Below are 25,608 nucleotides of genomic sequence, written 5' to 3'. Positions count from 1 at the left end.
AGGTTTCCGACCGATGAAGCACCCCACCGCGCTGCTCCTCCTCGCGCTCGCCGCGGCCACCGTCCTGCCCACCCAGGCCCAGCTGCTGCCCCAGGCCCAGGGCCAGGGCGACGCCACGGCCTCGGGCACGCAGCCGCTCGACCGCATCATTGCGGTGGTCGACGACAACGTGATCCTGCAGAGCGAACTGGATGACGCCGTGCGCTCGGTCAGGCAGCAGTACGCCAGCACCCCGGACCGGCTGCCGCCGGAGGACGTGCTCAAGCGCCAGGTGCTCGATCGCCTGGTGCTGATGAAGCTGCAGGTCGCCAAGGCCAACGAGCAGGGCATCCGCGTGTCCAGCTCGGACATCGACCAGGCGGTCGCCGCGGTCGCCCAGCAGAACCGCATGAGTCCCGAGCAGCTGCAGCAGGCGGTCGAGCAGAGCGGCCAGAGCTTCGCGGCCTTCCGCGACCAGCTCGGCGACCAGATCATGGTCCAGCGTCTGCACGAGAGCGTGGTCCGCGATTCGGTCAACATCACCGACAGCGAAATCAACAACCTGCTCAACAGCCCGACCTACAAGGCCGGCGAAGTCCACCTGGCGCACATCCAGGTCTCGATCCCGGCCGGCGGTACCGCCGAGGACATCCGCGCCGCGCAGGCCAAGGCGCAGGAAGCGATCGACGCGATCAAGGGCGGCATGGACTTCAATGCCGCGGCGATCCGCTACTCCGACGCGCAGGACGCACTGGAAGGCGGCGACCTCGGCTGGCGCAAGATGGACGAAATCCCGCCGGCCTTCGCCGACACCATCGCCGGCATGAAGCCCGGCCAGGTCAGCGCTGCGCTGCGCGGCCCCACCGGTTTCCACATCCTCAAGCTGGTCGACCAGCGCGAACCCAGCCGCCAGGTAGTCACCGAGTACCACGCCCGCCAGATCCTGATCCGCCCGAGCGAACTGGTGACGCCGGAGCAGGCGCAGCAGAAGGCGCAGGACCTGTACAACCGCATCGTCAACAAGCACGAGGACTTCGCCAAGCTGGCGAAGGAGAACTCCAAGGATCCGACCACCGCCAACGCCGGCGGCGACATGGGCTGGTTCCAGCGCGACCAGTGGGGCAGCACGATCGCCCAGCAGCTGTCGCAGCTGAAGGACGGCGAGGTCTCCCAGCCGTTCCAGAGCGAGGCCGGCTGGCACATCATCCAGCTGGAAGGCACGCGCAAGAGCGACGTGACCGAGGAAAGCGAGCGCAACCAGGCGCGCCAGGCGATCGGCAACCGCAAGGCCGAGCAGGCGTACGAGGACTTCCTGCGCCAGCTGCGTGCCGATGCCTACGTCAACATCCTGGTGCCGGAACTGAAGGACCCGGACGCGCGGGAAAAGAGCTGAGTCGTGCCTTGAACGCCGACCTGCCGCGGCTGGCGCTGACCGCCGGGGAACCGGCCGGCGTCGGCCCCGAACTGCTGGTCCGGCTCGCATCGACACCGCTTGCGGCCGGACTCGTCGCGATCACCGACCGCGACCTGCTGCGCCGCGCTGCCGCCCGCTGCGGCGTGCCGCTGGAACTGCACGAAGACGACGGCCAGCCGCATGCGCACGTGCCGGGCAGCCTGCGCGTCCAGCACGTGCCGCTGGTGGTGGAGGAGCGCCCCGGCAGGCCCGATCCGCGCAATGCCCGCCACATCCTGACCACGTTGGCGGAGGCGGCCGATGGCTGCCTCGCGGGTAGCTACGCCGCCGTGGTCACCGCGCCTTTGCAGAAAGCCTCGATCAACGACGCCGGTATTCCCTTCAGCGGCCATACCGAATTTTTCGCCGAGCGCACCGGCGTGGACGTGGTGATGATGCTGGCCAGCCCGGAGCTGCGCGTGGCCCTGGCCACCACGCACCTGCCGTTGCACGCGGTGTCCGCGGCGATTACCGGCGAATCCCTGGAGCGCACGCTGCACATCGTGCATGGCCAGCTCCGGGCGCGCTTCGGCCTGGTCGATCCGCGTATCGCGGTGCTCGGCCTCAACCCGCACGCCGGCGAAGGCGGCCACCTGGGCCGTGAGGAAATCGACGTGATCGAGCCCGCGCTGGCGAAGCTCCGCGCGCAGGGCATGCACCTGCTCGGTCCGCTGCCGGCGGACACCGCCTTCGTGCCGAGCCAACGCGAGCGCTACGACGCCGTGCTGGCGATGTACCACGACCAGGCGCTGCCCGTGCTCAAGAGCGAAGCCTTCGATCGCACGGTCAACATTACCCTGGGCCTGCCTTTCGTCCGTACCTCGGTCGACCACGGCACCGCGCTGGACCTGGCGGGCACGGGACGAGCTGATCCATCCAGCCTGATCGCGGCTGCGCGGATGGCGCTGGACCTTGCCGCTCGCCGTGGCTGCGCCGGCTGAAGGCCCGGCTTTGCGAGAAGACCCGATGAACGCCCGCCCCAAGAAAAGCTTCGGCCAGCACTTCCTGCACGAGAAGCGCTACATCGAGCGCATCGTCAGCGCGATCGCGCCCAAGGCCGACGACCGCGTCGTGGAAATCGGCCCGGGCGAGGGCGCGCTGACGCTGCCGCTGCTGGCCGCCGCCGGCCGCCTCACTGCGGTCGAGCTGGATACCGACCTGATCCCCGGCCTGCAGGCGCGCGCGAGCAGCGTGGGCACGCTGGAAATCATCCATGCCGACGTGCTCAAGGTGGACTTCACCGCACTAGCGCGGAGCCTCGGCGTGGCGCGCGTGCGCCTGGCCGGCAACCTGCCCTACTACATCTCCAGCCCGATCCTGTTCCATTGCGTGGATCATGCGGCCGCGATCGAAGACATGCACTTCATGCTGCAGAAGGAAGTGGTCGACCGCATGGCCGCGGACCCGGGCAGCAAGGTGTATGGCCGGCTGTCGGTGATGCTCCAGCTGGCCTGTCGCGTCGAGCCGCTGTTTACCGTGCCGCCGGGCGCGTTCCGTCCGCCGCCGAAGGTCGACTCGGCCGTCGTGCGACTGGTGCCGCTCGCCGAGCACGAACGCCACGACGCCGACCCGCAACGACTGCACGCGATCGTCAAGGCAGCCTTCGCGCAGCGGCGCAAGACACTCGCGAACGGATTGAAGAACCTGCTCGACAGCGCTGCCATCGCCAGTGCAGGCATCGACCCGAAGACGCGCGCCGAGACCCTCGCGCCCGGCGACTTCGTGCGGCTGGCCAAGCTCGCGGCCTGACGCGCCCCCTACACGCGCAGGCCCGCACGCAGGCCGTACAATCGACGCATGAATCCCAAACCTTCCTACACGATCGACGTGCAGGTCGAAACCCGCTTCGTTCCCGACCAGTCCAAGCCGCACGACAACCGCTACGTGTTCGCCTACACCGTGACGCTGCACAACGCCGGCGACGTTCCCGCGCGCCTGCTCACCCGCCATTGGGTGATCACCGACGCCAACGGCAAGGTGGAAGAGGTGCGCGGCGAAGGCGTGGTCGGCGACCAACCGTGGATGCGGCCGGGCGACCGTTACCAGTACAGCTCCGGCGCCGTGCTCGACACCGCCGTCGGCACGATGCGTGGCAGCTACCAGATGCTCGCCGACGACGGCACCCGCTTCGAGGCGCCGATCCCGCCGTTCACGCTGTCCATACCGCGCACCCTGCACTGATGGCACGCACAACCGAAGGTTCGCCTGCGATGGACCGGACGGACGAGTTCTGATGGCGACATATGCAATCGGCGACGTGCAAGGCTGCTATCCGGAGCTCTCGCGTTTGCTCGACAAATTGCGGTTCGACCCGGCGCGCGACCAGCTTTGGTTCTGCGGCGACCTGGTCAATCGCGGCGGCGAATCGCTGCAGGTGCTGCGCATGTTGCACGGCCTGCGCGAGAACGTGGTCGTCACGCTGGGCAATCACGACCTGAGCCTGCTGGCGATCGCCCAACGCAAGCCCGACGCCCAGTCGCGGGTCAACCCGGAGCTGCGCGAGGTGCTGTTCGCCGACGACGCGCCGGTGCTGTTCGAGTGGCTGCGCAACCAGAAGCTGCTGCATTACGACGAGGCGCTCGGTTGGGGGATGGTGCACGCGGGCCTGGCGCCGTCGTGGACGCTGCGCCAGGGCCTGCGCGCGGCGCAGGAAGTGGAGCGCGAGCTGTCCAGCCCGCGTCACCCGCGGCTGTTGCGCAACCTGTTCGGCAACCGTCCGGCCGCCTGGTCCAGCCGGTTGCAGGGGATCGAGCGCTTTCGTGCCACGATCAACACGATGACACGCATGCGCTACTGCGACGTCAACGGCCGCATCGACTTCGAGGCGAAGGGCATGCCCGGTTCGCAGAAGCCGGGGCTGTACCCGTGGTTCGCCGTGCCCGGCATGCGCCGGCGCGAGGTCAACATGGTCTGCGGGCACTGGTCCGCGCTGGGCCGTTTCGCCGGCCTGGGCGTGTATGCGATCGACACCGGCTGCGTGTGGGGCGGTCAGCTGACCGCGCTGCGGGTGGGCGAGGAGGAACCGCAGTACACCACCGTGAATGCGGAGCCGCACCGCAAGCGGCCGTCCGGCGGTGGGGACTGACCGCCGCCCCGAGGTGACCGTTCGGGGCTCGCGGTGATCACGATGCAGATTGCTTTGTAGCAGCGCACCCGGTGCGCAACCGCCATTCGGGTCGCGCACCGGATGCGCTCCTGCAGCCGGGCGCGCCGACGTGAGATCGGCGCGCGGGCGTACTCAGGCCAACTGGCCGTGGCAGTGCTTGTACTTCTTGCCCGAGCCGCAGGGACACGGATCGTTGCGGCCGATCTTGGGACCTTCGTGCTGCACGGTCCCCGGCGCGGCCGCCGGCGACGCATCGTTGCCCAGCGCGTTGACCGGAGCGCCGCCGCCGCTGGCGAGCATCTGCTGCTGCAGGCGCGCCGCCAGGCGCTGCTGCTCGGCTTCCATCGCGGCGACCTCTTCCTCGCTGCGGATGCGCACGCGCGCGAGCATCTGCACGACTTCGGTCTTGATGCGGTTGAGCATCTCGGAGAAAAGCTCGAACGACTCGCGCTTGAACGCCTGCTTGGGATCCTGCTGCGCATAGCCGCGCAGGTAGATGCCCTGGCGCAGGTAGTCCATGCTGGCCAGGTGTTCCTTCCAGGCGTTGTCGACCACACTCAGCATGATGTGCTTTTCGAGCTGGCGCATCGTCTCGGCGCCAATCTGCGTTTCCTTGTCCTTGAACGCCTGGTCCATCGCCTCGCGCACGTGGTCGCGGATCTGCGCCGCATCCAGTTCGTGCTGCTTCTCCACCCAGGCCTTCAGGCCGGTGGCGATGCCGAACTCACTGTCCAGCGCGCGCTCCAGGCCGGCGATATCCCATTGTTCGTCGATGCTGTCCGGCGGCACGTGGGCATTGACGATCGATTCGACCACGTCCTCGCGGATGTCGGCGATGGTGGCCGAGACGTCCTCGCCCTCGAGCAGCTCGTCGCGCTGGCGGTAGATCACCTTGCGCTGGTCATTGGCGACGTCGTCGAACTCCAGCAGGTGCTTGCGGATGTCGAAGTTGTGCTGCTCGACCTTGCGCTGCGCCTTCTCGATCTGGCGGCTGATCATGCGCTCCTCGAGCGGATCGTCCTCCTTCATGCCGAAGCGCTTCATCCAGCGCACCAGGCCCTCGCCGCCGAAGATGCGAAGCAGGTTGTCCTCCAGCGCCAGGTAGAAGCGCGAGGAGCCAGGGTCGCCCTGGCGGCCGGAGCGGCCACGCAGCTGGTTGTCGATGCGGCGCGATTCGTGCCGCTCGGTGCCGATGATGTGCAGGCCGCCGGCGGCAAGCACCTGTTCGTGGCGCTTCTTCCATTCGCTCTTGACGCGCTGGCGGTCGACCTCGGAGGCGTCCTCCGGCAGCGCGGCGAGCGCGGCTTCCAGGCTGCCGCCGAGCACGATGTCGGTACCGCGGCCGGCCATGTTGGTGGCGATGGTCACCGAGCCGGGCGCGCCGGCCTGCGCCACGATGTGCGCCTCGCGCTCGTGCTGCTTGGCGTTGAGCACTTCGTGCGGGACCTTGGCCTTGGTCAGCATGTCCGAAAGCAGTTCGGACACCTCGATCGAGGTGGTACCGACCAGCACCGGCTGGCCGCGCTTGTGGCAATCCTTGATGTCCTCGATCACTGCGCGGTACTTGGCCTGCTGGCTCAGGAACACGATGTCCAGGTTGTCCTTGCGGATCATTGGCTTGTGGGTGGGAATCACCACCACTTCCAGGCCGTAGATGGTCTGGAACTCGTAGGCCTCGGTGTCGGCCGTGCCGGTCATGCCGGCCAGCTTCTTGTACATGCGGAACAGGTTCTGGAACGTCACCGTCGCCAGCGTCTGGTTCTCGCGCTGGATCGGCACGCCTTCCTTCGCCTCGACCGCCTGGTGCAGGCCGTCGGACCAGCGGCGGCCGGCCAGCGTGCGGCCGGTGAACTCGTCGACGATGATGACCTCGCCGTCGCGCACGATGTAGTCGACGTCGCGCTGGTAGATCGCGTTGGCGCGCAGCGCGGCGTTGAGATGATGTACCACCGCCAGGTTGCGGGCGTCGTACAGGCCACTGTCCGGATCGATCACGCCGGCCTTGCGCAGCAACTCCTCGGCGTGCGCCATGCCCTCTTCGGACAGGTGCACCTGCTTCTGCTTCTCGTCGACCCAGTAGTCGCCCGCGCCGTCCTCGGTTTCCTGTCGCTTCATCTGCGGCACGATGCGGTTCACCGCCAGGTACAGCTGCGGCGAGTCCTCGGCCGGGCCGGAGATGATCAGCGGCGTGCGCGCCTCGTCGATCAGGATCGAGTCGACCTCATCGACGATCGCGTAGTTGAGGCCACGCTGATAACGCTGTTCCTTCGACAGCGCCATGTTGTCGCGCAGGTAGTCGAAGCCGAATTCGTTGTTGGTGCCGTAGGTGATGTCGGCGCCGTAGGCGGCGTGCTTGTCGCCGTGGTCCATGCCGGGGTAGACCACGCCGACCGACAGGCCCAGGAAGTTGTAGAGCTTGCCCATCTGCGCCGAGTCGCGGCGGGCCAGGTAGTCGTTGACGGTGACCACGTGCACGCCCTTGCCTTCGAGGGCGTTCAGGTAGACCGGCAAGGTACCCACGAGGGTCTTGCCCTCGCCGGTGCGCATCTCTGCGATCTTGCCCTGGTGGAGCACCATGCCGCCAATCATCTGCACGTCGTAGTGGCGCATGCCCAGCACGCGCTTGGCGCCCTCGCGCACGACGGCGAAGGCCTCGGGCAGCAGCTTGTCGAGCGTCTCGCCCTTGGCCAGGCGCTCCTTGAACTCCCCGGTCTTGGCCTTGAGCGCCGCGTCGTCCAGCTTCTCGAACTCCGGCTCCAGCGCGTTGATCCGCGCGACGGTCTTGGAAAGCTGGCGCAGCACGCGCTCGTTGCGGCTGCCGAAAAGGCTGGTCAGGGCACGATTGAACATCGATCTTCCGTCAGTGAAGGCTCAAGGCCCGCGGCGGTCACGGGCGAAAGGAGACATGTTACTACAGCCGCTCCAGCTGGCCGGGATGGCGGCGGGAGGCGCGGGATTCAAGTGGGCGTTCCGGCGAAGCCGGAACCGGCAGGCGCCCGCTTGCGGGGCGTGTCCGGGGCTGGCGGCCGCGGGGATGCGTCGCCCGCAAGCGGCCCCTACAAGGAGCGGCCGGGTAAGCGGCTCAGCGGTGGCTCTTCACGTAGGCCAGCGGATTGACCACGCGGCCCTTGTACCAGACCTCGAAATGCACGTGCGGGCCGGTCGATCGGCCGGTGGAACCGGCGCGCGAAACCACCTCGCCCACATGCACGCGCTGGCCCGGATGCACCAGCAACTTGCTGTTGTGGGCGTAGCGGGTCATGTAGCCGTTGCCGTGGTCGATCTCGACCACCTTGCCGTAGCCGCTGCGCACGCCGGTGAAGGTGACCATGCCTTCGGCGACAGCGTGGACCGGCGAGCCGAAGGGAACGGCAATGTCCAGGCCGGTGTGCCGCGCGCTGTGGCCATCGAACGGGTCCGGGCGCACGCCGAAATAGGAGGAGATGTAGCCCGACGCCGGCATGCCGGTGGGCTTGAGGTTGGAGTCGATCTTGGCATCGAGCAACAGGCTCTGCAGCGCCGACAGCTGGGCCTGCTGCACGTCGAACTGGCCGGCCAGCTGGTCGATGCCCTTGTCCAGCGTCGGCGGCAGGGCGTAGGCGCTGCCGGCGGTATCTTCCAGGCCGCCCATCGCGGGCGGCTGGTCGAAGTTGAATTCGTCCGGGTCGAGCTTGCCGACCTCGGTCAGGCGCTCGCCCAGCGCATTGAGGCGGGTGGATTGTGCCTCGAGCTGGCCCAGCTTGATCGCCAGAGCGTCGAGCTCGCGCTGGGAGTCCTTGCGCACGCCCGCCAGTTGCGTATCCTGCTCGCGGATCTGCTGCTTGAGTTGCTGGATCTCCGCCAGCGCACGGTCGCGCGGACTGGACACGGTCAGCGCCACCGCGGCACCCAGCACGCCACACCCGATCACCGCCGCCATCGCCAGGCCCGCGAGCCGCCAGCGCAACCGGCGCTGGGCGAGATCGAAGGTCCTGGGCACTTTCCTGGAGCGGGATACGAGTATGATCTGCATTGCTTTTTCTTCACTTCAGATGAGGCCATGCAGCGCGCCGATCCCCCCGCTTCCCGCCGTCCGGACCGTGGCCCCAAGCCGCTGGCCGAATGCGGTTCGTTCGCCTCGCTGGCCCGGAAGGCCGGTGAGCTGGATGCGTTGGATCGTGCCCTGCGCCAGACGTTGCCGATGCCCTTGCGCGAGCAGGTGCGATTCGCCCACCTGCGCAACGGCCGCCTCGTCTTCCTGGCGTCCTCACCGGCCTGGGCAGCGCGCCTGCGCCTGATGCAGGCGCAGATACTCACCACCGCCCGTGCCATCGGCACGAGCGCCAGTTCGGTCACCGTGAAAGTGGCTCCCCCCCGACCGGTCGCAACGGAACCGGATCGGTCAAAACCGCTTTCGCCTGCTGCAGCCAACCATCTCAAGGCCGCCGCAGCATCAATCACAGACCCGGAACTGAAGGGACTGTTCCTCGAGCTGGCGTCCATCGCCGATACTGCTGGATTCCCGGTCGCCAAGGACTGACCGGCGCGGGGCGCCGTGCCTTCGCAGCGTGCCCTGCGGGCACCGATTTCCCCCTTGCCACCCCGAGGGCGGCAGAAGGTTTATAGCACGGTGGGAGGGCAGGTACACCCCGACATGTCCCCGTAGCGTGAATCACGGCGTGTAGGGTGGACGGCCTGCGTCACAGAAACGACGAAGGCCGCCTCTTGCGGGGCGGCCTTCGGGGCAGGCGTCGGGCCGACGGGACAGGCCTGATCAGATCGCCTGGGCCGGGTGCGCGTAAGAGATCGGCGAGACGGCCGGATCGTCCTTGTAGACCACCTCTTCCCATGCAGCGGGATCGGCGATCAGGGTGCGCAGCAGCTTGTTGTTGAGCTCGTGGCCGGACTTGTGGGCGTGGTAGGCGCCGATCAGGCTGTGGCCGAGCAGGTACAGGTCGCCGATGGCGTCCAGGATCTTGTGCTTGACGAACTCGTCCTCGTAGCGGAGGCCGTCCTCGTTGAGCACGCGGTAGTCATCCAGCACCACGGCGTTGTCCATCGAGCCGCCCAGCGCCAGGTTGTGCTCGCGCAGCATCTCGATGTCGCGCATGAAGCCGAACGTACGGGCACGGCTGACTTCCTTGACGAAGGAGGTCGTCGAGAAGTCGATCTCCGCGCGCGAGGTGCGCTTGGAGATGATCGGATGGTTGAACTCGATCGAGAAGCCGACCTTGAAGCCCTCGAACGGCTCGAAGCTGGCCCACTTGTCGCCTTCCTGCACCTTGATCGGCTTCTTGATGCGGATGAAGCGCTTGGCGGCGTTCTGCTCCTCGATCCCGGCCGATTGCAGCAGGAATACGAAGGGACCGGCGCTGCCATCCATGATCGGCACTTCCGGCGCGGACAGCTCCACGATCGCGTTGTCGATGCCCAGGCCGGCCATCGCCGAGAGCAGGTGCTCGACCGTGGAGACGCGCACATCCCCCTTGACCAGCGTGGTGGAAAGGCGGGTATCGCCCACGCAATCCGGGCGCGCATGGATGTCGACCGGCGGATTGAGGTCCGTACGTCGGAACACGATGCCCGTGTTCGGCGCGGCGGGGCGCAAGGTCATGTAGACCTTGTCGCCGGTGTGCAGGCCGACGCCGGTCGCACGGATGATGTTCTTGAGCGTACGCTGCTTGATCATTTTTATAGGTACCAGTGTGGGCAGCAGCCAATCAGGGGTCGGATGCTAACACAGTCTTAACCTGTCGCAATAGCAAACCGTACCGTACAGTCTGGTCGCCTCTTTAGCATTCCTTCATCTGTGACGCCGGTCATCAAGTCCGGCAAATCCCCCGCCGCCTCAATCAGTTACCGCGACACGCCCCCTGCGCCGGGAAGACGGGTATCCGGCGCAAGGGGGCGGACAGGCCGGCGGCTCCCTGCCGGCCGGTGCGCGCACCGGTCCTCGGTGCGCTGTCTTCACCCCAAAATCACCTGACGGACGGTCACGAAAACCACGCAGGCGCTGGACGCCTGCCGGGCCACGTCATGCACTGACCAGCCGATCTGGTGTTTTGTTCAATTTTCGCAAGGGCCTCCGGTGAGAGCCATTCAGTCGGCCTGACGGCGCAGGAACGCCGGAATATCCAGGTAATCGAAGCTGGGATCGGCGCCCTTGGCCGGCGGCTCGGCACGGGTGTGCGATGCCACCGTCTCCGGGGCGGCGTAATCGACCACCTCGTTGCCGGTGCCGGTACGCAGCACCACCGGACGCGGACGCTGGCGCATCTCCACCTGCTGGGTAGCCACGGCGCGCGGCGCCTGGCGGGTGGCGGCCGCCCGGTTGAGGCCCGTGGCGACCACGGTCACGCGCACGTCGTCCTGCATTTCCGGGTCGAGCGAGGTGCCGATCACCACGGTGGCGTCTTCGCTGGCGAAGTCGTGGATGACCCGGCCGATCTCGTCGAACTCGCGCATGGTCAGGTTGGGGCCGGCGGTGACGTTGACGAGGATGCCGCAGGCGCCATTGAGGTTGACGTCCTCCAGCAGCGGGTTGTTGATCGCCGCCTCGGCCGCGGCCTGGGCGCGGTCGTCGCCACGGGCGGTACCGGAACCCATCATCGCCATGCCCATCTCGGACATGACCGTGCGCACGTCGGCAAAGTCGACGTTGATCAGGCCCGGGGCGGTGATCAGGTCGGCAATGCCCTGCACCGCACCCTGCAGCACGTCGTTGGCGGCCTTGAACGCATTGAGAAGCGTGACCTCGCGGCCGAGCACGGAGAGCAGCTTCTCGTTCGGCACGGTGATCAGCGAGTCGACGTGCTGGGAGAGGTCCTCGATGCCCTTCATCGCCACCTGCATGCGGCGACGGCCCTCGAACGGGAACGGCTTGGTGACCACCGCCACGGTGAGGATGCCCTTCTCCTTGGCAAGCTGGGCCACGACCGGAGCCGCACCGGTGCCGGTGCCGCCACCCATGCCGGCGGTGATGAACACCATGTCGGCGCCGTCGAGCATTTCCTCGATGCGCTCGCGGTCTTCCAGCGCAGCCTGGCGGCCGACTTCCGGATTGGCGCCCGCGCCCAGGCCCTTGGTGACATTGGCGCCGAGCTGCAGGTGGGTGCGCGAGCCGCAGTTCTTCATCGCCTGCGCGTCGGTGTTGGCGACGACGAACTCGACGCCTTCGATGTTGGCATTGAGCATGTGCGCCACGGCGTTGCCGCCGCCACCGCCCACGCCGATGACCTTGATGACCGCATTGGGTGCCAGTTTTTCGATAAGTTCAAACATTTCCCGTCCTCCGTAGAGACTCTTCGTTGTCGTTGTTGCCGCGGGAACGGCGTCCTGCCGCCCTGCGGTGGTGGGCGAAACCTCCTTTCGCCCGCGGTGGCGCTCCGCGCCAGCCGAAAAATCCACTCCCGGAGAGGGCGTCGCCCTCCCCGTCAGAAGTTCTTGGTGATCCAGCCACGCACCTTGTCCACCAGCCCACCGACGCTGCCGCCAACCGGGTGGCTCACGCGCACGCCGCCGGCGCGCGCGCCGTGCAGCAGCAGGCCCACGCCGGTCGAGTGCAGCGGGTTGGCGACCACCTCACCGAGGCCGGTGACGTGCTGCGGCACGCCGATGCGCACCATCTTGTGGAAGATCTCCTCGGCCAGCTCCAGCGCGCCTTCCATGCGGGAGGCGCCGCCGGTCAGCACGACGCCCGCGGCGACCAGGCTGTCGTAGCCGGAGCGGCGCAGCTCGTCCTGCACCATCTCGAAGATCTCCTCGTAGCGCGCCTGCACGCTCTGCGCGAGCGACTGCCGGGCGAGCCGGCGCGGCGGGCGGTCGCCGACGCTGGGGACCTGGATCGTCTCCTCGGCGTGCGCCAGCTGCGCCAGCGCGCAGGCGTACTTGATCTTGATCTCCTCGGCATGCGCGGTCGGCGTGTGCACGCCATAGGCGATGTCGTTGGTGACCTGGTCGCCGCCGACCGGCAGCGACTTGGTGTAGCGGATCGAGCCCTGCGTATAGATGGCGATGTCCGTGGTGCCGGCGCCGATGTCGACCAGGCAGACGCCCAGCTCGCGCTCGTCGTCGGTGAGCACCGACTTGGCACTGGCCACTGCCGAAGGCACCAGCTCGTCCACGGAGAGCCCGCAGCGCTGTATGCACTTGGAGATGTTCTGTACCGCTGCGGCCGCGCCGGTGACCAGGTGGACGGACGCTTCCAGGCGCACGCCGCTCATGCCGACCGGCGAACGGATACCGTCCTGGCCGTCGATGCGGTACTCCTGCGACTCCTTATATAGGACCTTGCGATCGGCAGGGATCGCCACCGCGCTGGCCGCCTCCAGCACCTGCTCCAGATCGCCAGGGGTGACCTCGCGATCGCGGATCGCGGCGGTACCGTGCGAGTTCTTGGTTTCCAGATGGCTGCCGGAGATCGAGGCGAACACCGAGCGGATGTCGCAGCCGGCCATCAGCTCGGCCTCCTCCACCGCGCGCTGGATCGAATGCACGGTCGATTCAATGTCCACGACCGAGCCCCGCTTCATGCCGCGCGAGACGTGCGAGCCGATGCCGATCACCTCGATCGGCTCACCCGGCTCGTACTCGCCCACGATTGCGGTCACCTTGTTGGTGCCGATGTCCAGGCCGACGACCAGCTGCTTGTCGTTGCGCGTCTTCATAGGGTCAGGCTCATGTGCGGGGCGTCCCCGCGGCAGGTGCGGCGGCCTCGGGCCAGCGCACGGCGAATCCGTTGGTGTAGCGAAGGTCGGCGTAGGCAAAGGCGGCCGGGTGGCCGGCCATCACCTGCGGGTAGACGTCGAGGAAGCGGCGCAGGCGCTTGCCGGCCTGGGTGCGGTCGCCCAGCACGATCTGCGCGCCCGCGTCGGTGGTCAGGCTCCAGCTGCCGCGCTCGGACAGCGCCACGCCTGACACTTTCAGGGGCGTGCGAGCGACCGCCTTGAGCGCGTCGGCGTAGAACGCCACCACCTCGGGCATCTGCGCATCCGGGCCGTGCAGGTCCGGCAGCGGTGCGGAGGGCGCGATCCTGCCGCCGTCGAACAGCACGCCCTGCCGGCTGATAAGCCGGGTTCCGTTCCAGCGCGCGAACGGCTGGCGCTCGTAGATGCGCAGGATCAGCGTGTCCGGCCAGCGCTTGCGCGCCTCGACCGATTCCACCCAAGGCAGCGCCGCCACCGCCTGCTGCACCGAATCCAGGTCCAGCGCGAAGAAGCCATGACCCAGACGCGGCAGCACGGCCGCGCGGATCTGCTCGGCGCTGACGTGCTTGAACTCGGCCTGCACGGTCAGCTGCGTCACCGGCCAGCGGTCGGCGGCGAACCAGCCGCGCAGCACGCCGACCACCGGCAGCACCACCAACGCGATGGCCAGGCACCAGGCAACGAGGCGGATGGCTCCCCTCACAGGCCCTCCCGGAAACTGGTTTCCAGCACGCGCCAGCAAACCTCTTCGTAGTCGATGCCGGCGGCCTTGGCCGCCTTGGGCACCAGCGAATGCGAGGTCATGCCCGGCGCGGTGTTCACCTCAAGCAGGAAGTTGCGGCCGGCGTGGTCGCGCATCACGTCCACTCGGCCCCAACCGTGGCAGCCGAGCGCGTCAAAGGCCTCCAGCGCCAGCGCTCGCAACTCGTCCTCGGCCGAACCCTCCAGCCCGGGGCAGAGGTACTGGGTGTCTTCGGCGACGTACTTGGCGTTGTAGTCGTAGAACGCCCCCTTGGGGACGATGTGGATCGAGGGCATCACCTGGCGACCGAGAATGGCGACGGTCATCTCCTGGCCCTCGACCAGGCTTTCCATCAGCAGGTCGCCCGGATAGCGGGCGGCGAGCTGCACCGCGCTGTCGAGCTGGCTCTCCTCGAACACGCGGGTGACGCCCACGCTGGAACCTTCGCAGGCCGGCTTGACGATCAACGGGAAACCCACCTGCTTCGCCGCCGCGTGCACGGCCTGCGCGTCTGCGCCGCGCGCCAGCGCAACGAACTTCGGCGTGGGCAGGCCGAGCGACTGCCACACGCGCTTGGAGCGCACCTTGTCCATCGACAGCGCCGAGCCGAGCACGCCCGAGCCGGTGTAGGGCACGTGGAGGGACTCCAGCGCGCCCTGCAGCACGCCATCCTCGCCCCCGCCATGCTGGCCGTGCAGGATGTTGAACACGCGCGCGAAGTGGCCGGCGCGCAGCGCGTCGAGCAATGCCGGGATCCCGTCGATCGCATGCGCATCCACGCCGCGGCTCTTCAGCGCCGCCAGCACGTTGCGGCCCGAATCGAGCGATACCTCGCGCTCGGCCGAACTGCCGCCCATCACCACGGCGACGCGGCCGAACTGGGCCGGGTCGCTGATGCGCACGGGAGCGTCGGTGCCGGGGATCGTCGTGGTCATCATTCGCTACCTCGCGTCTTGAGCTGGCCGGCCTGCGCGAGCTCCACCGCCACGGCGCCGATGTCGCCGGCGCCGCACAGCAGCAGGAGGTCGCCGTCGCGCAGCAGCGTCGGCAGGGTGTCCTTGAAGTCGCGCGGGTGCTCGATGAGCACGGGATCGACCTTGCCGCGCGCGCGCACGGCGCGGGCCAGCGCGCGCCCGTCGGCGCCGGCGATCGGCGCCTCGCCGGCCGGGTAGACCTCGGTCAGCACCAGCACGTCGGCCTCGGCCAGCACGTTGGCGAAGTCGTCCAGCAGGTCTCGCGTGCGGCTGTAGCGATGCGGCTGGAAACCTACCACCAGGCGACGGTCGGGCCAGCCACCCCGGGCGGCGGCGAACACAGCGGCAAGCTCGCGTGGGTGGTGCCCGTAGTCGTCGACCAGCAGCGCACTGCCCTGATCCAGGGCAAGCTCGCCGCGCCGGTGGAAGCGCCGGCCGACACCCTGGAAGTTCTCCAGTGCGCGGGCAATGGCTTCCGCCTCGACGCCGAGCTGCCAGCCGATCGTGGCCGCGGCCAGCGCGTTGAGCACGTTGTGCTGGCCCGGCAGGTTGAGGGTCACCGGTAGAGGCTCGGCACGATTGGGCAAGCGCAGGTCGAACTGCATCTGGAAGCCGCTCTGGCGCACGTTCGTGGCGCGCACGTCGGCATCGGCCGTGCTGATGCCGTAGGTCATCACGCGGCGCGAGGTGTTCCTGGCGAGCCGGGCGACCTCCTCGTCGTCGACGCATAGCACGGCCAGGCCATAGAAAGGTAGGCGGTGCAGGAAGTCGGCGAAGGCCTTCTTCACCTGCGCGAAGTCGCCGCCGTAGTTCTCGAGATGGTCCGCATCAATGTTGGTAACCGCGGCGATCACCGGCGACAGCAGCAGGAACGAGCCGTCGGACTCGTCCGCCTCGGCCACCAGGTACTGGCCGGTGCCCAGCCGCGCGTTGGCGCCGGCGGCGTTGAGCTGGCCGCCGATCACGAAGGTGGGGTCGTAGTTGGCCTCGGCCAGCACGCTGGCGACCAGGCTGGTGGTGGTGGTCTTGCCGTGGGTGCCCGCGATGGCGACGCCACGGCGGAAGCGCATCAGCTCGCCCAGCATTTCGGCACGCGGGATCACCGGGATGCGCGCGGCGCGGGCCGCGAGCAGCTCGGGGTTGTCCTGGCGGATCGCGCTGGAGGTGACCACGACGTCGGCATCGGCCACGTGCGCCGCCTCGTGCCCGACCTGCACCACGATGCCGAGTGCGGCCAGCCGCTGCGCGGTGGGCGAATTGGACTTGTCCGAGCCGGACACGGCATAACCGAGGTTGTGCAGCACCTCGGCGATGCCGCTCATGCCGACACCGCCAATGCCGATGAAATGCACGCGGCGGAAGGTGGTCATCAGGTCTTCGTGGGCGAGCAGCCGGCGGGGCGTCATGCGGCCACCTCCAGGCAGGCGGCGGCGATCGTCGCGGCCGCGTCGGGCTTGGCCTGCGCGCGCGCGGCCTCGGCCATCGCGGTCAGCTGGCGGCGGTCGGCGAGCAGCGCGTCGAGGCGCCGCGCCAGTTGCTGTACGTCCAAATCACGTTCCTGGATCAGTTCGGCGGCGCCCGCTTCCACCAGCGCCTGTGCGTTGCCGGTCTGGTGGTCGTCGACCGCATGGGGGAAAGGCACCAGCACGGCGCCCAGGCCGGCCGCGGTGAGCTCGGCGATGGTCAGCGCGCCGGCGCGACACACGGCCAGGTCGGCCCAGCCGTAGGCTGCGGCCATGTCCTCGATGAAGGGCACGACCTCGGCCTCGACGCCGGCCTGCGCGTAGGCCGCGCGAGCCTCGTCGAGGCCGCGGCTGCCACACTGGTGGCGCACGCTCGGGCGTCGCTCGGCTGGCACCAGCGCCAGCGCCTGCGGTAGCGCCAGGTTGAGCGCGCGGGCGCCCAGGCTGCCACCCAGCACGAGCAACTGCATTGGACCGGTGCGCGTAGTGAAGCGCTCGGCCGGCGCCGGCAGCGCGGCGATGCTGGCGCGCACCGGATTGCCGACCCACTCGCCGTTCGGGAGCGCATCGGCAAACCCGGCCAGCACGCGCCTGGCGAAACCCGCGAGCTTGCGGTTGGTGTAGCCGGCCACGCGGTTCTGCTCGTGCACCAGCAGCGGCGTCCCGGTCAGGCGCGCCGCGACGCCGCCTGGACCGGCCACGTAGCCGCCCATCGACAGCACGCTGCGCGGACGCACGCGGCGCAGCACGCGCAACGAGGCGAGCAGCGCGCGCGCCAGCATCAACGGCGCCAGCAGGCGCGTCTTCAGGCCCTTGCCACGCAGTCCGCCGACCGCAACCGTGTGCAGCTCGATGCCGTGCGCCGGCACCACCCGCGTCTCCATGCCGCCGGCCGCGCCCAGCCACGCCACCGGCACGCCCTGCGCTCGCAGCACGTCGGCCACGGCCAGGCCGGGGAAGATGTGGCCGCCGGTACCGCCGGCCATGATCAGCACGGGACCGTTCTCGCTCATGCGGCCACCGCCTCGCGCTCGCGCGGCGTCGTCACCGCGGCGTTGGCATCTGCCACCGCCATCGCGGGCATGCGCGTGGCCATCTGGCGCGCGTCCAGCGCGCGGTTGATCTCGAAGGTGGCGCGCAGCAGCACGCCCGCCATGGCGCAGGTCATCAGCACCGAGGAGCCACCCGAGCTGATCAGCGGCAGGGTCAGGCCCTTGGTGGGCAGCGCGCCGAGGTTCACGCCGATCGACACCATCGCCTGCAACCCCATCATCAACGAGATGCCGAAGGCCACGTAGCCGGCGAAGCGCTGGCCCACTTCCACGCCCTTCAGTCCCAGGTACAGGCCCCGCCCGACCACGGTAGCGAACAGTCCGATCACCAGCGCGATGCCGGCCAGGCCCAGTTCCTCGCCGATCACCGCCAGGATGAAATCGGTGTGCGCCTCGGGCAAATAGGAGAGCTTGAGCACGCTCGAACCCAGACCCACGCCGGTCCATTCGCCGCGACCGATCGCCATCAGCGACTGGGTAAGCTGGAAGCCGTCGTTGAACGGGTCCTTCCACGGGTCCATGAACGAGGTCAGCCGCTTCATGCGGTAGCTCTCGCTGGTCGCCGCGACGACGAGCGCCGGCATCAACGGCAATCCCATCAGGAACAGGTAGAGCGGCCGCGCGCCGCCCAGCCAGACCATGCCGATGGTGACCGCGATCACCAGCGTGGCCGAGCCGAAGTCCGGCTGCGCGAGCAGCAGCAGCACGATCACGCCGGCCACGATGATCGGCCGCAGCAGGCCCCAGAACTTCGTTTCCACGCTCTCGCGGTGGCGCACCAGGAAGCTCGCCACGTAGACCACCAGGATCAGCTTCACCGCCTCCACGGGCTGGAAACTGATCACGATGAAATTGAGCCAGCGCCGGGCGCCGTTGATGCGCATGCCCAGGTGCGGCACGAACACCGCCAGCAGCATGACGCCGCCGACCAGCAGCAGCGGGAAGGCGTACTTCTCCACCTGCTTGAGCTCCGTGCGCATCGCGATGCCGGCCAGCAGCAGGCCCAGCGCCAGGTAGAACAGGTGCTTCTTGAGGTAATAGAACGCGCCGATGTGCTGGCTGTCGGCCACCGCGATCGAGCTGGACGTCACCATCACCACGCCCATGCTGGCCAGACCGACGAGCGCGACCAGCAGCGGCAGGTCGAAGCTGCCGCGCGGCCCGTTCCGCTTGATCGCCTGGCTGGAGCCGAAGCCGAACATCGTCAGCGCACCTTCAACGTGGCGAGGCCGATCAGCACCAGCACGACGCTGATGATCCAGAAGCGCACGATCACCCGCGGCTCGGGCCAGCCCTTGAGCTCGAAGTGGTGATGGATCGGCGCCATGCGGAAGATGCGCTTGCCGGTGAGCTTGAAGCTCGCCACCTGCAGCATCACCGACACGGTCTCCAGCACGAACACGCCGCCCATCACGATCAGCACGATTTCCTGGCGCACGATCACGGCCACGCAGGCCAGCGCCGCGCCGATGGCGAGCGCGCCGACGTCGCCCATGAACACCTGCGCCGGGTACGTGTTGAACCACAGGAAACCCAGGCCCGCGCCCGCCAGCGCGCCGCAGAAGATGGAGAGCTCGCCTGCGCCGGGAATCGAGGGGATGCCCAGGTACTCCGAAAAGACCTTGTTGCCGGCGAGATAGGCGAACACGCCCAGTGCGCCGGACACCAGCACCGAGGGCATGATCGCCAGGCCGTCCAGGCCGTCGGTCAGGTTCACCGCGTTGGAGAAGCCCACCACCATGAAGTAGGCCACCACTACGAACAGCACGCCGAGCGGCAGCGCCACCTGCTTGAACAGCGGCACGTAAAGCGCGGTCTCGGCCGGCAGCTGGGCGGTCTTGTAAAGGAACACCGCCGCCGCCAGCCCGAATACCGACTGCCAGAAATACTTCCAGCGCGAGGCCAGGCCGCGGCTGTCCTTGAGTACCAGCTTCTTGTAGTCGTCGTAGAAGCCGATCACGCCAAAGGCGATCAGGACGGCCAGCACGATCCACACGTAGCGGTTGTGCAGGTCGGCCCAGAGCAGTGTGGCGATGGCGATCGCCAGCAGGATCATCACGCCGCCCATCGTCGGCGTGCCGGCCTTGACCAGGTGCGTCTGCGGACCGTCGCTGCGCACCACCTGCCCGGCCTTGAGCGCCGCCAGCCGCATGATCAGGCCCGGACCGAACAGCAGCGACATCGCCAGCGCGGTGAGCGCGGCCATGATCGTGCGGAAGGTGATGTACTGGAACAGATGCAGGGCGGTGAAATGCCGCGCCATCCAGTCGGCCAGCTCAAGCAGCATCGACGGGGCCTCCGGAGGCGTGGGTTTGATCTTTGAGCAAGGTCACGACCTGCTCCATGCCGGCCGAGCGCGAGCCCTTGACCAGGCAGGTCACGCCCGCGTGCAACTGGCGCGCGAGCGAGGCGGCCAGCGCCGCCTTGTCGGCGTGGTGCTCGCTGCCGCTGCCGAAGGCCTTGGCCGCGCCGACGCTCAAGTTGCCGACCGCGAACAGCCGGTCGATGCCGGCGGCCTTCGCGCGGGCGCCGATGCCTTCGTGCAGCGCGCGCGCCTCGGGCCCGAGCTCGGCCATGTCGCCGAGGACCAGCCAGCGCTCGCCCGTGGCCAGCGCCAGCGTGTCTATTGCCGCGCCGACCGAGCCAGGATTGGCGTTGTAGCTGTCGTCGATCAACGTCCAGCCGCCCGGCATGATTTCACTGCGCAAGCGCCCGGCCACGCCCGGCACGTGCAGCAGGCCGGCGACGATGGTCGCCAGCGGCACGTCAAGCGCCAGCGCGATCGACGCCGCAGCCAGCGCATTGGCGATGCTGTGCCGACCGGCCAGCGGCAGCGCCACCTCGGCCTCGCCTTCGGGCGTGCGCAACACGAAGCGCGAGCCGTCCACGCGCTGTTCCAGGATGGTCGCGCCCACATCGACGTGGCCGTCGAGCCCGAAATGCAGCGTCGCGCGTGATCCGGCCAGGCCCTCGAAGAAACCGGCAAAGGCGTCGTCGGCATTGATGATCGCCACGCCGTCGGCCGGCAGCGCCTGGTACAGCGCGCCCTTGGTTTCGGCGACGCCTTCGAGACTGCCCATCCGCTCAAGGTGCGCCGGCGCAATGGTGTTGACGAGGCCGATGTCGGGCCGTGCGATGGCGGCCAGATAGGCGATGTCGCCCGGCTTGCCGGCGCCCATCTCCAGTACCGCGTACTCGCTGTCGGCCGGCATCGCCAGCAGGGTCAGCGGCAACCCCAGTTCATTGTTGTAGTTGCCTGCGTTGACGTGGGTACGGCCGTGGCGCGAGAGGATCGAGGCGGTCAGCGTCTTGACCGTGGTCTTGCCGTTCGAACCGGTGATGCCGACCACGCGCACGTCGCGCTGCGCGCGCACGGCGCTGGCCAGGTCACCGAGCGCGGCCTGGGTGTCGTTGACCAGCACCTGCGGCAGGTCGACATCGACGCGGTGCGTGACCAGCGCCGCCGAGGCGCCGCGCAGAGCAGCCTCGCGCACGAAGTCGTGTCCGTCGACGCGCTCGCCCCTGATGGCGACGAACAGCTCGCCGGCCTGCAGCCGGCGGGTGTCGATCGCCACCCCGTCCACCTGCAGGTCCGGGCCGAGCAGGCGGCCATGGGTCCACACCGCGATTTCGGAGAGGCGCATCATGCGTGGTTCTCCCTGGCCGGTTGTGCAAGGGCCGCGCGGGCGACCGCGAGGTCATCGAAGGGGCGCTTGCCGGCAGCGCCTTCCTGATAGGTCTCGTGGCCCTTGCCGGCGATCAGCACGACGTCGTCGGCGCCGGCCTGGGCGATGGCCATGCCGATGGCAACGGCGCGGTCGCGCTCGATCGCCGACGGATGCCGCATGCCTGCGCGGATCTGCGCGACGATGGCGTCGCCGTCCTCGCCACGGGGATTGTCGTCGGTGACGATCGCGACGTCGGCGAGGCGCTCGGCGATCGCGCCCATCTGCGGCCGCTTGCCCGCATCGCGCTCGCCGCCGCAGCCGAACACGCAGATCAGCCGGCCCGCGCAATGCGCGCGCAGCGCGGCGAGCGCCTGCTCCAGCGCATCGGGGGTGTGCGCGTAGTCGACCACCACCAGCGGATGGCGGCCGTCGCCGCCGAGGCGGCTCATGCGGCCGTTGACCGGCGCGAGCGACTCCACTGCCTCGACGATGCGCGCGAACGGCTCCCCCAGCGCACCCAGGCAGGCCACTACCGCAAGCAGGTTGGCGACGTTGAAGCGCCCTAAGAGTCCACTGCGGATCGCATGCGTGCCCCACGGCGTCGCGAGTTCGAAGGCCAGGCCTTCGGCGGAAGTGACGACCGCCGTCGCGCTCACGTCGGCGGGACCCGCGACGCTGGTGCGCAGCGCCCGCACGCTGGACGGGATCCGGTCGGCCAGCGTGCGCCCGAACGCGTCGTCCACGTTGATCGCCGCCGCCTTCAGACCGGGGCAGGCGAACAGCTTGGCCTTGGCCGCGCCGTAGGCCTCCATGGTGCCGTGGTAGTCCAGGTGGTCGCGGGTCAGATTGGTGAAGGCCGCGACCTCGAAATCCACCGCCCCCACGCGCCCCTGCTGCAGCGCGTGCGAGGACACTTCCATCGCCACGTGCGTCGCACCCTGGTCGCGGAACTGCGCCAGCAGGCGCTGCACGCTGATTGCATCGGGCGTGGTGCGCTCGCCTTCGTCCAGCGCGCCATACAGGCCGGCGCCGAGCGTGCCGATGCTCGCCGCGGTGTGGCCCAGCCGCGCGAGCGCCTGGGTGATGAGCTGCACGGTCGACGTCTTGCCGTTGGTACCGGTGACGCCGACCACGCGCAACGCGCGCGAGGGGTGGTCGTGGAAGCGCGCGGCGATCGTGCCCAGGCGCGCATGCAGGTCGTCGATCCACAGCACCGGCACGCCCGGCGCGAAACCCGCCACCGCCGGCGCCTCGGCCAGTACCAGCGCGGCGCCGCGCGCTACGGCCTCGGCGGCAAAGGCAATGCCGTGCGTGCGCGTGCCGTGCAGCGCGACGAAGGCTTCGCCGGGGCGTACCTGGCGCGAGTCCAGGCTCAGGCCGCAGATACGAAGATCGCCGAGCGCACCTGCGTCGGCGAATCCATCCAGCAGGGAGGCGAGGAGGCGCGTCGTCACGGCTCGTCCTCGACCGGCGCATCGTCGATAGGCGGGTCGACCGGTGGCTTGCTGCCAGCCAGCCCGGTCGGGCTCATCAGCGGACCGCCGGCGTACCAGCGGCCGATGTTGTCGGGCGGCACGTCGAGCAGGCGCAACGCGCCTTCCATCACGCGCGCGAACACCGGCGCCGAAACCATGCCGCCGTAGTAACTGCGCTTTTGCGGGTCGTCGATGATGACCACGCCGACCAGCCGCGGGTTGCTGGCCGGCACCAGGCCGGCGAAGGCGGCCGTGTAGTTGTCGCGCGAGTAGCCACCGGCGTTGGCCTTGTGCGCCGTGCCGGTCTTGCCCGCCACGATGTAGTTGGCGATGCGTGCCGTGGTCGCGGTGCCGCCGGGGGCGGTCACCGTTTCCATCATCTGGACGATCTCGTCGGCAACCTGCCGCGAGACGATCGCCTTGGCCTCGTTGTCGGCACCCTTGATGAAGCTTGGCGAGTGCATGACGCCGTGGTCGCCCAGCGTGGCGTAGGCGTTGGCCAACTGCAGCGGCGTCACGTTCAGGCCGTAGCCGTAGCCCATGATGGCCTGCTCCAGCGGACGCCAGTCGCGGCCGATCCGCAGCAGGCCGGAGGACTCGCCCGGGAAGCCGCTGTTGGTGCTGTTGCCGAAGCCGAACGCGCGGTAGGTGTTGTACATCAGCGCCGTGTCGAGCGTCATCGCGATGTGCGCGGCGCCGACGTTGCTGGACTTGGTGATCACGCCGGTGGGCGTGAGCAGGCCATAGTTGTGGGTGTCGTGGATGTCGTGGCCCTGGAAATACCAGTGGCCGCCGGTGGTGTCGATCAGCGGACTGGTCGGCGTGTACTTGCCGCTGGACAGCGCCGCGGCCATCAGGATCGGCTTGATCGTCGAGCCCGGCTCGACCAGGTCCGTCACCGCACGGTTGCGCCGGTCGGAGAACTTGCTGCCGGAAAGCGAGTTGGGGTTGTAGGTCGGCAGGTTGACCATCGCCAGCACTTCGCCGGTCGGCACATCCAGGATCACCATCGATCCCGAGGACGCGTCGAACTCGGTCAGCGCGTTCTTCAGCTCGTTGTAGGCGAGGAACTGGATGCGACGGTCGATGCTCAGCGTGAGGCTCTTGCCGGGCTTGGGCTCGCGCACCTGCTCGACGTCCTCCACCACATGCCCCATGCGGTCGCGGATGACCCGCTTGGCGCCGGGCTGGCCGGACAACCAGTCGTCGAACGCCAGCTCCAGGCCCTCCTGGCCGTGATCATCGATATTCGTGAAGCCGAGCACGTGCGCGGTCACTTCGCCCGACGGGTAATAGCGGCGGTACTCGCGCTGCGCATTGATGCCGGGGATGTCCAGGTCGAGCACGGCCTGGGCGGCTTCCGGCGGCATCTGCCGGCGCAGGTAGACGAACTCGCGGTCGGCACGCTGCGCCAGGTGCTCCTTCAATTCGCCGGCGTCCACGCCGAGCGCCGCAGCAAGGTCGGGAATGCGGTCGGCGTTCTCCAGTACCTGCGGCGGATTCGCCCAGACCGACATCACCGGCGTGGAGACCGCCAGCGGCTCGCCATTGCGGTCGAAGATGGTGCCGCGCGAGACCGGGATCTTGACCTCGCGCAGGAAGCGCGCGTCGCCCTGGTCCTGGTAGAACTGCTTGCGCAGCACCTGCAGGTCGAACGCACGCGCAACCAGCCCCATCGAGGCCAGCGACAGCACGCCCACGACCAGCAACATGCGCCGGCGTGGGCTCGGGCCGGCGCCACGGCGGCGGCCGGCGGCAGGCTGGGGGATCGGCCGGCGCAGGCTCATCGGCGCACCAGCTGGATGTCCTGCGGCCTGGGCGTGACCATGCCGAGCTTGCTGCGGGCCTCCTGGTCGATGCGCCGGGGCTCCGCCCAGGTCGCCTGCTCCAGCTCGAGCCGGCCGTATTCGATGTTGAGTTCGTCGCGCTGGTTCTGCAGCCGGGTCAGCTCGACGAACAGCACGCGGCTCTCGTGGCGCGTCCACACCACGCCGATCGCACTGACCAGCACGGCCAGCAGCAGGATCACGATCGCCGCGCCGCCGATCGCCTTCATGCCAGTTTCTCCGCCACGCGCAGCACTGCCGAACGGGCGCGCGGGTTGACCGCCAGCTCCTCGTCGGACGGAAAGCGCGCCTTGCCGACCGCGGCCAGCCGGGCGGGCTTCGCCGCTACCGGCGGACCGCGCCGGCTGCCCTGCACGCGGCCGGAATGGTCGCGGATGAACTGCTTGACCGCGCGATCTTCCAGCGAGTGGAAGCTGATCACCGAAAGCCGCCCACCGACCTTGAGCCGCTCCAGCGCCGCGTCGAGGCCACGCTGCACGGCATCGAGCTCGCCGTTCACGCGGATGCGCAGGGCCTGGAAGCTGCGCGTGGCCGGGTGTTTGCCCGGCTCGCGGCGACCGATGGTGCGCTCGATCAGCGCGGCCAGCTCGCCGGTGCGGGCGATCGGCGCCTCGGCCCGGCGCGCCACGATGGCGCGGGCGATCTTGCGGCTGAAGCGCTCCTCGCCGAAGGTCCACAACACGTCGGCGATCTCGTGCTCGTCGGCGCGGGCGAGGAACTCCGCCGCGCTCTCGCCCTGGGTGGTGTCCATGCGCATGTCCAGCGGCGCATCGGCCATGAAGCTGAAGCCGCGCGCGGCCTCGTCCAGCTGCGGCGAGGACACGCCGAGGTCGAGCAGCACGCCGTCGAGGCCGGGGGAGGTTTCGTCCCATTCGGCCAGGTCGGCGAAATTGCCGTGGCGGATCGATACGCGCGGATCGCCTGCGAAGGCTTCGCGGGCCGTGGCGATCGCGGCGGGATCGCGGTCCATCAGCAGCAGCCGGCCGTCGGGCCCCAGGCGCGACAGCACCGCGCGTGCGTGACCGCCGCGCCCGAAGGTGCCATCCAGATAACGCCCGCCTGCCTGCACGGCAAGGCCCTCCACCGCTTCAACCAGCATCACCGGGATGTGCCGCAACTCGGCCACGCCGCACCTCCCGTCCCGTCCAAAGTCCGCCCGAAACAC

22 protein-coding genes are annotated in these 25,608 nt (G+C 68.9%); 6 read left to right on the top strand and 16 right to left on the bottom strand.

The window, feature by feature from the left end:
• Positions 1-13 precede the first annotated feature (13 nt).
• From ACFWZU_RS02845 to ACFWZU_RS02825, 5 genes are read left to right on the top strand one after another with little or no spacing between them, the layout of a single operon-like run.
• Positions 14-1,372, top strand: a complete 1,359-nt coding sequence (locus ACFWZU_RS02845; protein ID WP_439699899.1) for a peptidylprolyl isomerase — start codon at positions 14-16, stop codon at positions 1,370-1,372.
• A gap of 8 nt (positions 1,373-1,380) precedes the next feature.
• Positions 1,381-2,373: a 4-hydroxythreonine-4-phosphate dehydrogenase PdxA gene (gene pdxA, locus ACFWZU_RS02840; protein ID WP_439699898.1), complete on the top strand. Its 993-nt coding sequence runs from the start codon at positions 1,381-1,383 to the stop codon at positions 2,371-2,373.
• A gap of 25 nt (positions 2,374-2,398) precedes the next feature.
• On the top strand, positions 2,399-3,181 hold the full coding sequence (gene rsmA, locus ACFWZU_RS02835; RefSeq protein ID WP_439699897.1) for a 16S rRNA (adenine(1518)-N(6)/adenine(1519)-N(6))-dimethyltransferase RsmA: 783 nt from the start codon (positions 2,399-2,401) through the stop codon (positions 3,179-3,181).
• A gap of 48 nt (positions 3,182-3,229) precedes the next feature.
• Positions 3,230-3,613: a Co2+/Mg2+ efflux protein ApaG gene (gene apaG / locus ACFWZU_RS02830; protein WP_439699896.1), complete on the top strand. Its 384-nt coding sequence runs from the start codon at positions 3,230-3,232 to the stop codon at positions 3,611-3,613.
• Positions 3,614-3,665: 52 nt separating this feature from the next.
• Positions 3,666-4,517 carry a symmetrical bis(5'-nucleosyl)-tetraphosphatase gene (locus tag ACFWZU_RS02825; RefSeq protein ID WP_439699895.1) on the top strand — a complete coding sequence of 284 codons (852 nt, stop codon included), beginning with the start codon at positions 3,666-3,668 and terminating at the stop codon, positions 4,515-4,517.
• Between the two features lie 153 nt (positions 4,518-4,670).
• Here ACFWZU_RS02825 and secA read toward each other — a convergent pair whose 3' ends face one another.
• Both secA and ACFWZU_RS02815 read right to left on the bottom strand, forming a co-directional pair.
• Positions 4,671-7,388: a preprotein translocase subunit SecA gene (gene secA, locus ACFWZU_RS02820; protein ID WP_439699894.1), complete on the bottom strand. Its 2,718-nt coding sequence runs from the start codon at positions 7,386-7,388 to the stop codon at positions 4,671-4,673.
• 232 nt (positions 7,389-7,620) lie between these two features.
• On the bottom strand, positions 7,621-8,550 hold the full coding sequence (locus ACFWZU_RS02815) for a peptidoglycan DD-metalloendopeptidase family protein (RefSeq protein ID WP_439699893.1): 930 nt from the start codon (positions 8,548-8,550) through the stop codon (positions 7,621-7,623).
• A gap of 27 nt (positions 8,551-8,577) precedes the next feature.
• Here ACFWZU_RS02815 and ACFWZU_RS02810 point away from each other — a divergent pair, with 27 nt between their 5' ends.
• The gene (locus tag ACFWZU_RS02810; RefSeq protein ID WP_439699892.1) at positions 8,578-9,057 is read left to right on the top strand and encodes a DciA family protein; all 480 of its coding nucleotides are present in this window, start codon (positions 8,578-8,580) and stop codon (positions 9,055-9,057) included.
• Positions 9,058-9,291: 234 nt separating this feature from the next.
• Here the strand turns inward: ACFWZU_RS02810 and lpxC are convergent, their stop codons facing one another.
• From lpxC to rsmH, 14 genes are all read right to left on the bottom strand, one after another.
• Entirely contained in the window at positions 9,292-10,206 is a 915-nt protein-coding gene (gene lpxC, locus ACFWZU_RS02805; RefSeq protein WP_439699891.1) for a UDP-3-O-acyl-N-acetylglucosamine deacetylase, read from the bottom strand.
• Positions 10,207-10,616: 410 nt separating this feature from the next.
• Positions 10,617-11,798 carry a cell division protein FtsZ gene (ftsZ, locus tag ACFWZU_RS02800; protein WP_439699890.1) on the bottom strand — a complete coding sequence of 394 codons (1,182 nt, stop codon included), beginning with the start codon at positions 11,796-11,798 and terminating at the stop codon, positions 10,617-10,619.
• 152 nt (positions 11,799-11,950) lie between these two features.
• Positions 11,951-13,183 carry a cell division protein FtsA gene (ftsA, locus tag ACFWZU_RS02795; protein WP_439699889.1) on the bottom strand — a complete coding sequence of 411 codons (1,233 nt, stop codon included), beginning with the start codon at positions 13,181-13,183 and terminating at the stop codon, positions 11,951-11,953.
• 10 nt (positions 13,184-13,193) lie between these two features.
• The gene (locus ACFWZU_RS02790; RefSeq protein WP_439699888.1) at positions 13,194-13,925 is read right to left on the bottom strand and encodes a cell division protein FtsQ/DivIB; all 732 of its coding nucleotides are present in this window, start codon (positions 13,923-13,925) and stop codon (positions 13,194-13,196) included.
• Entirely contained in the window at positions 13,922-14,899 is a 978-nt protein-coding gene (locus tag ACFWZU_RS02785) for a D-alanine--D-alanine ligase (protein WP_439699887.1), read from the bottom strand. Before ACFWZU_RS02785 ends, ACFWZU_RS02790 begins: the two co-directional genes overlap by 4 nt.
• The gene (murC, locus tag ACFWZU_RS02780; RefSeq protein ID WP_439699886.1) at positions 14,899-16,344 is read right to left on the bottom strand and encodes a UDP-N-acetylmuramate--L-alanine ligase; all 1,446 of its coding nucleotides are present in this window, start codon (positions 16,342-16,344) and stop codon (positions 14,899-14,901) included. The genes ACFWZU_RS02785 and murC overlap by 1 nt, the downstream gene beginning before the upstream one ends.
• Positions 16,341-17,414 carry an undecaprenyldiphospho-muramoylpentapeptide beta-N-acetylglucosaminyltransferase gene (gene murG, locus ACFWZU_RS02775; protein WP_439699885.1) on the bottom strand — a complete coding sequence of 358 codons (1,074 nt, stop codon included), beginning with the start codon at positions 17,412-17,414 and terminating at the stop codon, positions 16,341-16,343. Before murG ends, murC begins: the two co-directional genes overlap by 4 nt.
• Entirely contained in the window at positions 17,411-18,655 is a 1,245-nt protein-coding gene (gene ftsW / locus ACFWZU_RS02770; protein ID WP_439699884.1) for a putative lipid II flippase FtsW, read from the bottom strand. The genes murG and ftsW overlap by 4 nt, the downstream gene beginning before the upstream one ends.
• A gap of 2 nt (positions 18,656-18,657) precedes the next feature.
• The gene (gene mraY, locus ACFWZU_RS02765) at positions 18,658-19,740 is read right to left on the bottom strand and encodes a phospho-N-acetylmuramoyl-pentapeptide-transferase (protein WP_439699883.1); all 1,083 of its coding nucleotides are present in this window, start codon (positions 19,738-19,740) and stop codon (positions 18,658-18,660) included.
• Positions 19,730-21,100: a UDP-N-acetylmuramoyl-tripeptide--D-alanyl-D-alanine ligase gene (locus ACFWZU_RS02760; protein ID WP_439699882.1), complete on the bottom strand. Its 1,371-nt coding sequence runs from the start codon at positions 21,098-21,100 to the stop codon at positions 19,730-19,732. Before ACFWZU_RS02760 ends, mraY begins: the two co-directional genes overlap by 11 nt.
• Entirely contained in the window at positions 21,097-22,575 is a 1,479-nt protein-coding gene (locus ACFWZU_RS02755; protein ID WP_439699881.1) for a UDP-N-acetylmuramoyl-L-alanyl-D-glutamate--2,6-diaminopimelate ligase, read from the bottom strand. The genes ACFWZU_RS02760 and ACFWZU_RS02755 overlap by 4 nt, the downstream gene beginning before the upstream one ends.
• The gene (locus ACFWZU_RS02750) at positions 22,572-24,383 is read right to left on the bottom strand and encodes a peptidoglycan D,D-transpeptidase FtsI family protein (protein WP_439699880.1); all 1,812 of its coding nucleotides are present in this window, start codon (positions 24,381-24,383) and stop codon (positions 22,572-22,574) included. The genes ACFWZU_RS02755 and ACFWZU_RS02750 overlap by 4 nt, the downstream gene beginning before the upstream one ends.
• Positions 24,380-24,652, bottom strand: coding sequence for a cell division protein FtsL (gene ftsL, locus ACFWZU_RS02745; RefSeq protein WP_439699879.1), 273 nt, complete (start codon positions 24,650-24,652; stop codon positions 24,380-24,382). Before ftsL ends, ACFWZU_RS02750 begins: the two co-directional genes overlap by 4 nt.
• On the bottom strand, positions 24,649-25,569 hold the full coding sequence (rsmH, locus tag ACFWZU_RS02740; RefSeq protein ID WP_439699878.1) for a 16S rRNA (cytosine(1402)-N(4))-methyltransferase RsmH: 921 nt from the start codon (positions 25,567-25,569) through the stop codon (positions 24,649-24,651). The genes ftsL and rsmH overlap by 4 nt, the downstream gene beginning before the upstream one ends.
• Between the last annotated feature and the right edge of the window lie 39 nt (positions 25,570-25,608).

Source organism: Frateuria sp. GZRR33 (genome assembly GCF_051900425.1).
Taxonomy (GTDB): Bacteria; Pseudomonadota; Gammaproteobacteria; order Xanthomonadales; family Rhodanobacteraceae; genus Frateuria_A.
This window is presented reverse-complemented; position numbering and strand designations above follow the sequence as displayed.

Bases quoted from the DNA above. Each gene is read 5' to 3' on its own strand.
- ACFWZU_RS02845 (WP_439699899.1), top strand. From the start codon at position 14: ATGAAGCACCCCACCGCGCTGCTCCTCCTCGCGCTCGCCGCGGCCACC.
- rsmA (WP_439699897.1), top strand. From the start codon at position 2,399: ATGAACGCCCGCCCCAAGAAAAGCTTCGGCCAGCACTTCCTGCACGAG.
- apaG (WP_439699896.1), top strand. From the start codon at position 3,230: ATGAATCCCAAACCTTCCTACACGATCGACGTGCAGGTCGAAACCCGC.
- ACFWZU_RS02825 (WP_439699895.1), top strand. From the start codon at position 3,666: ATGGCGACATATGCAATCGGCGACGTGCAAGGCTGCTATCCGGAGCTC.
- secA (WP_439699894.1), bottom strand. From the start codon at position 7,388: ATGTTCAATCGTGCCCTGACCAGCCTTTTCGGCAGCCGCAACGAGCGC.
- ACFWZU_RS02815 (WP_439699893.1), bottom strand. From the start codon at position 8,550: ATGCAGATCATACTCGTATCCCGCTCCAGGAAAGTGCCCAGGACCTTC.
- ACFWZU_RS02810 (WP_439699892.1), top strand. From the start codon at position 8,578: ATGCAGCGCGCCGATCCCCCCGCTTCCCGCCGTCCGGACCGTGGCCCC.
- lpxC (WP_439699891.1), bottom strand. From the start codon at position 10,206: ATGATCAAGCAGCGTACGCTCAAGAACATCATCCGTGCGACCGGCGTC.
- ftsZ (WP_439699890.1), bottom strand. From the start codon at position 11,798: ATGTTTGAACTTATCGAAAAACTGGCACCCAATGCGGTCATCAAGGTC.
- ftsA (WP_439699889.1), bottom strand. From the start codon at position 13,183: ATGAAGACGCGCAACGACAAGCAGCTGGTCGTCGGCCTGGACATCGGC.
- ACFWZU_RS02785 (WP_439699887.1), bottom strand. From the start codon at position 14,899: ATGACCACGACGATCCCCGGCACCGACGCTCCCGTGCGCATCAGCGAC.
- murC (WP_439699886.1), bottom strand. From the start codon at position 16,344: ATGACGCCCCGCCGGCTGCTCGCCCACGAAGACCTGATGACCACCTTC.
- murG (WP_439699885.1), bottom strand. From the start codon at position 17,414: ATGAGCGAGAACGGTCCCGTGCTGATCATGGCCGGCGGTACCGGCGGC.
- ftsW (WP_439699884.1), bottom strand. From the start codon at position 18,655: ATGTTCGGCTTCGGCTCCAGCCAGGCGATCAAGCGGAACGGGCCGCGC.
- mraY (WP_439699883.1), bottom strand. From the start codon at position 19,740: ATGCTGCTTGAGCTGGCCGACTGGATGGCGCGGCATTTCACCGCCCTG.
- ACFWZU_RS02760 (WP_439699882.1), bottom strand. From the start codon at position 21,100: ATGATGCGCCTCTCCGAAATCGCGGTGTGGACCCATGGCCGCCTGCTC.
- ACFWZU_RS02750 (WP_439699880.1), bottom strand. From the start codon at position 24,383: ATGAGCCTGCGCCGGCCGATCCCCCAGCCTGCCGCCGGCCGCCGCCGT.
- ftsL (WP_439699879.1), bottom strand. From the start codon at position 24,652: ATGAAGGCGATCGGCGGCGCGGCGATCGTGATCCTGCTGCTGGCCGTG.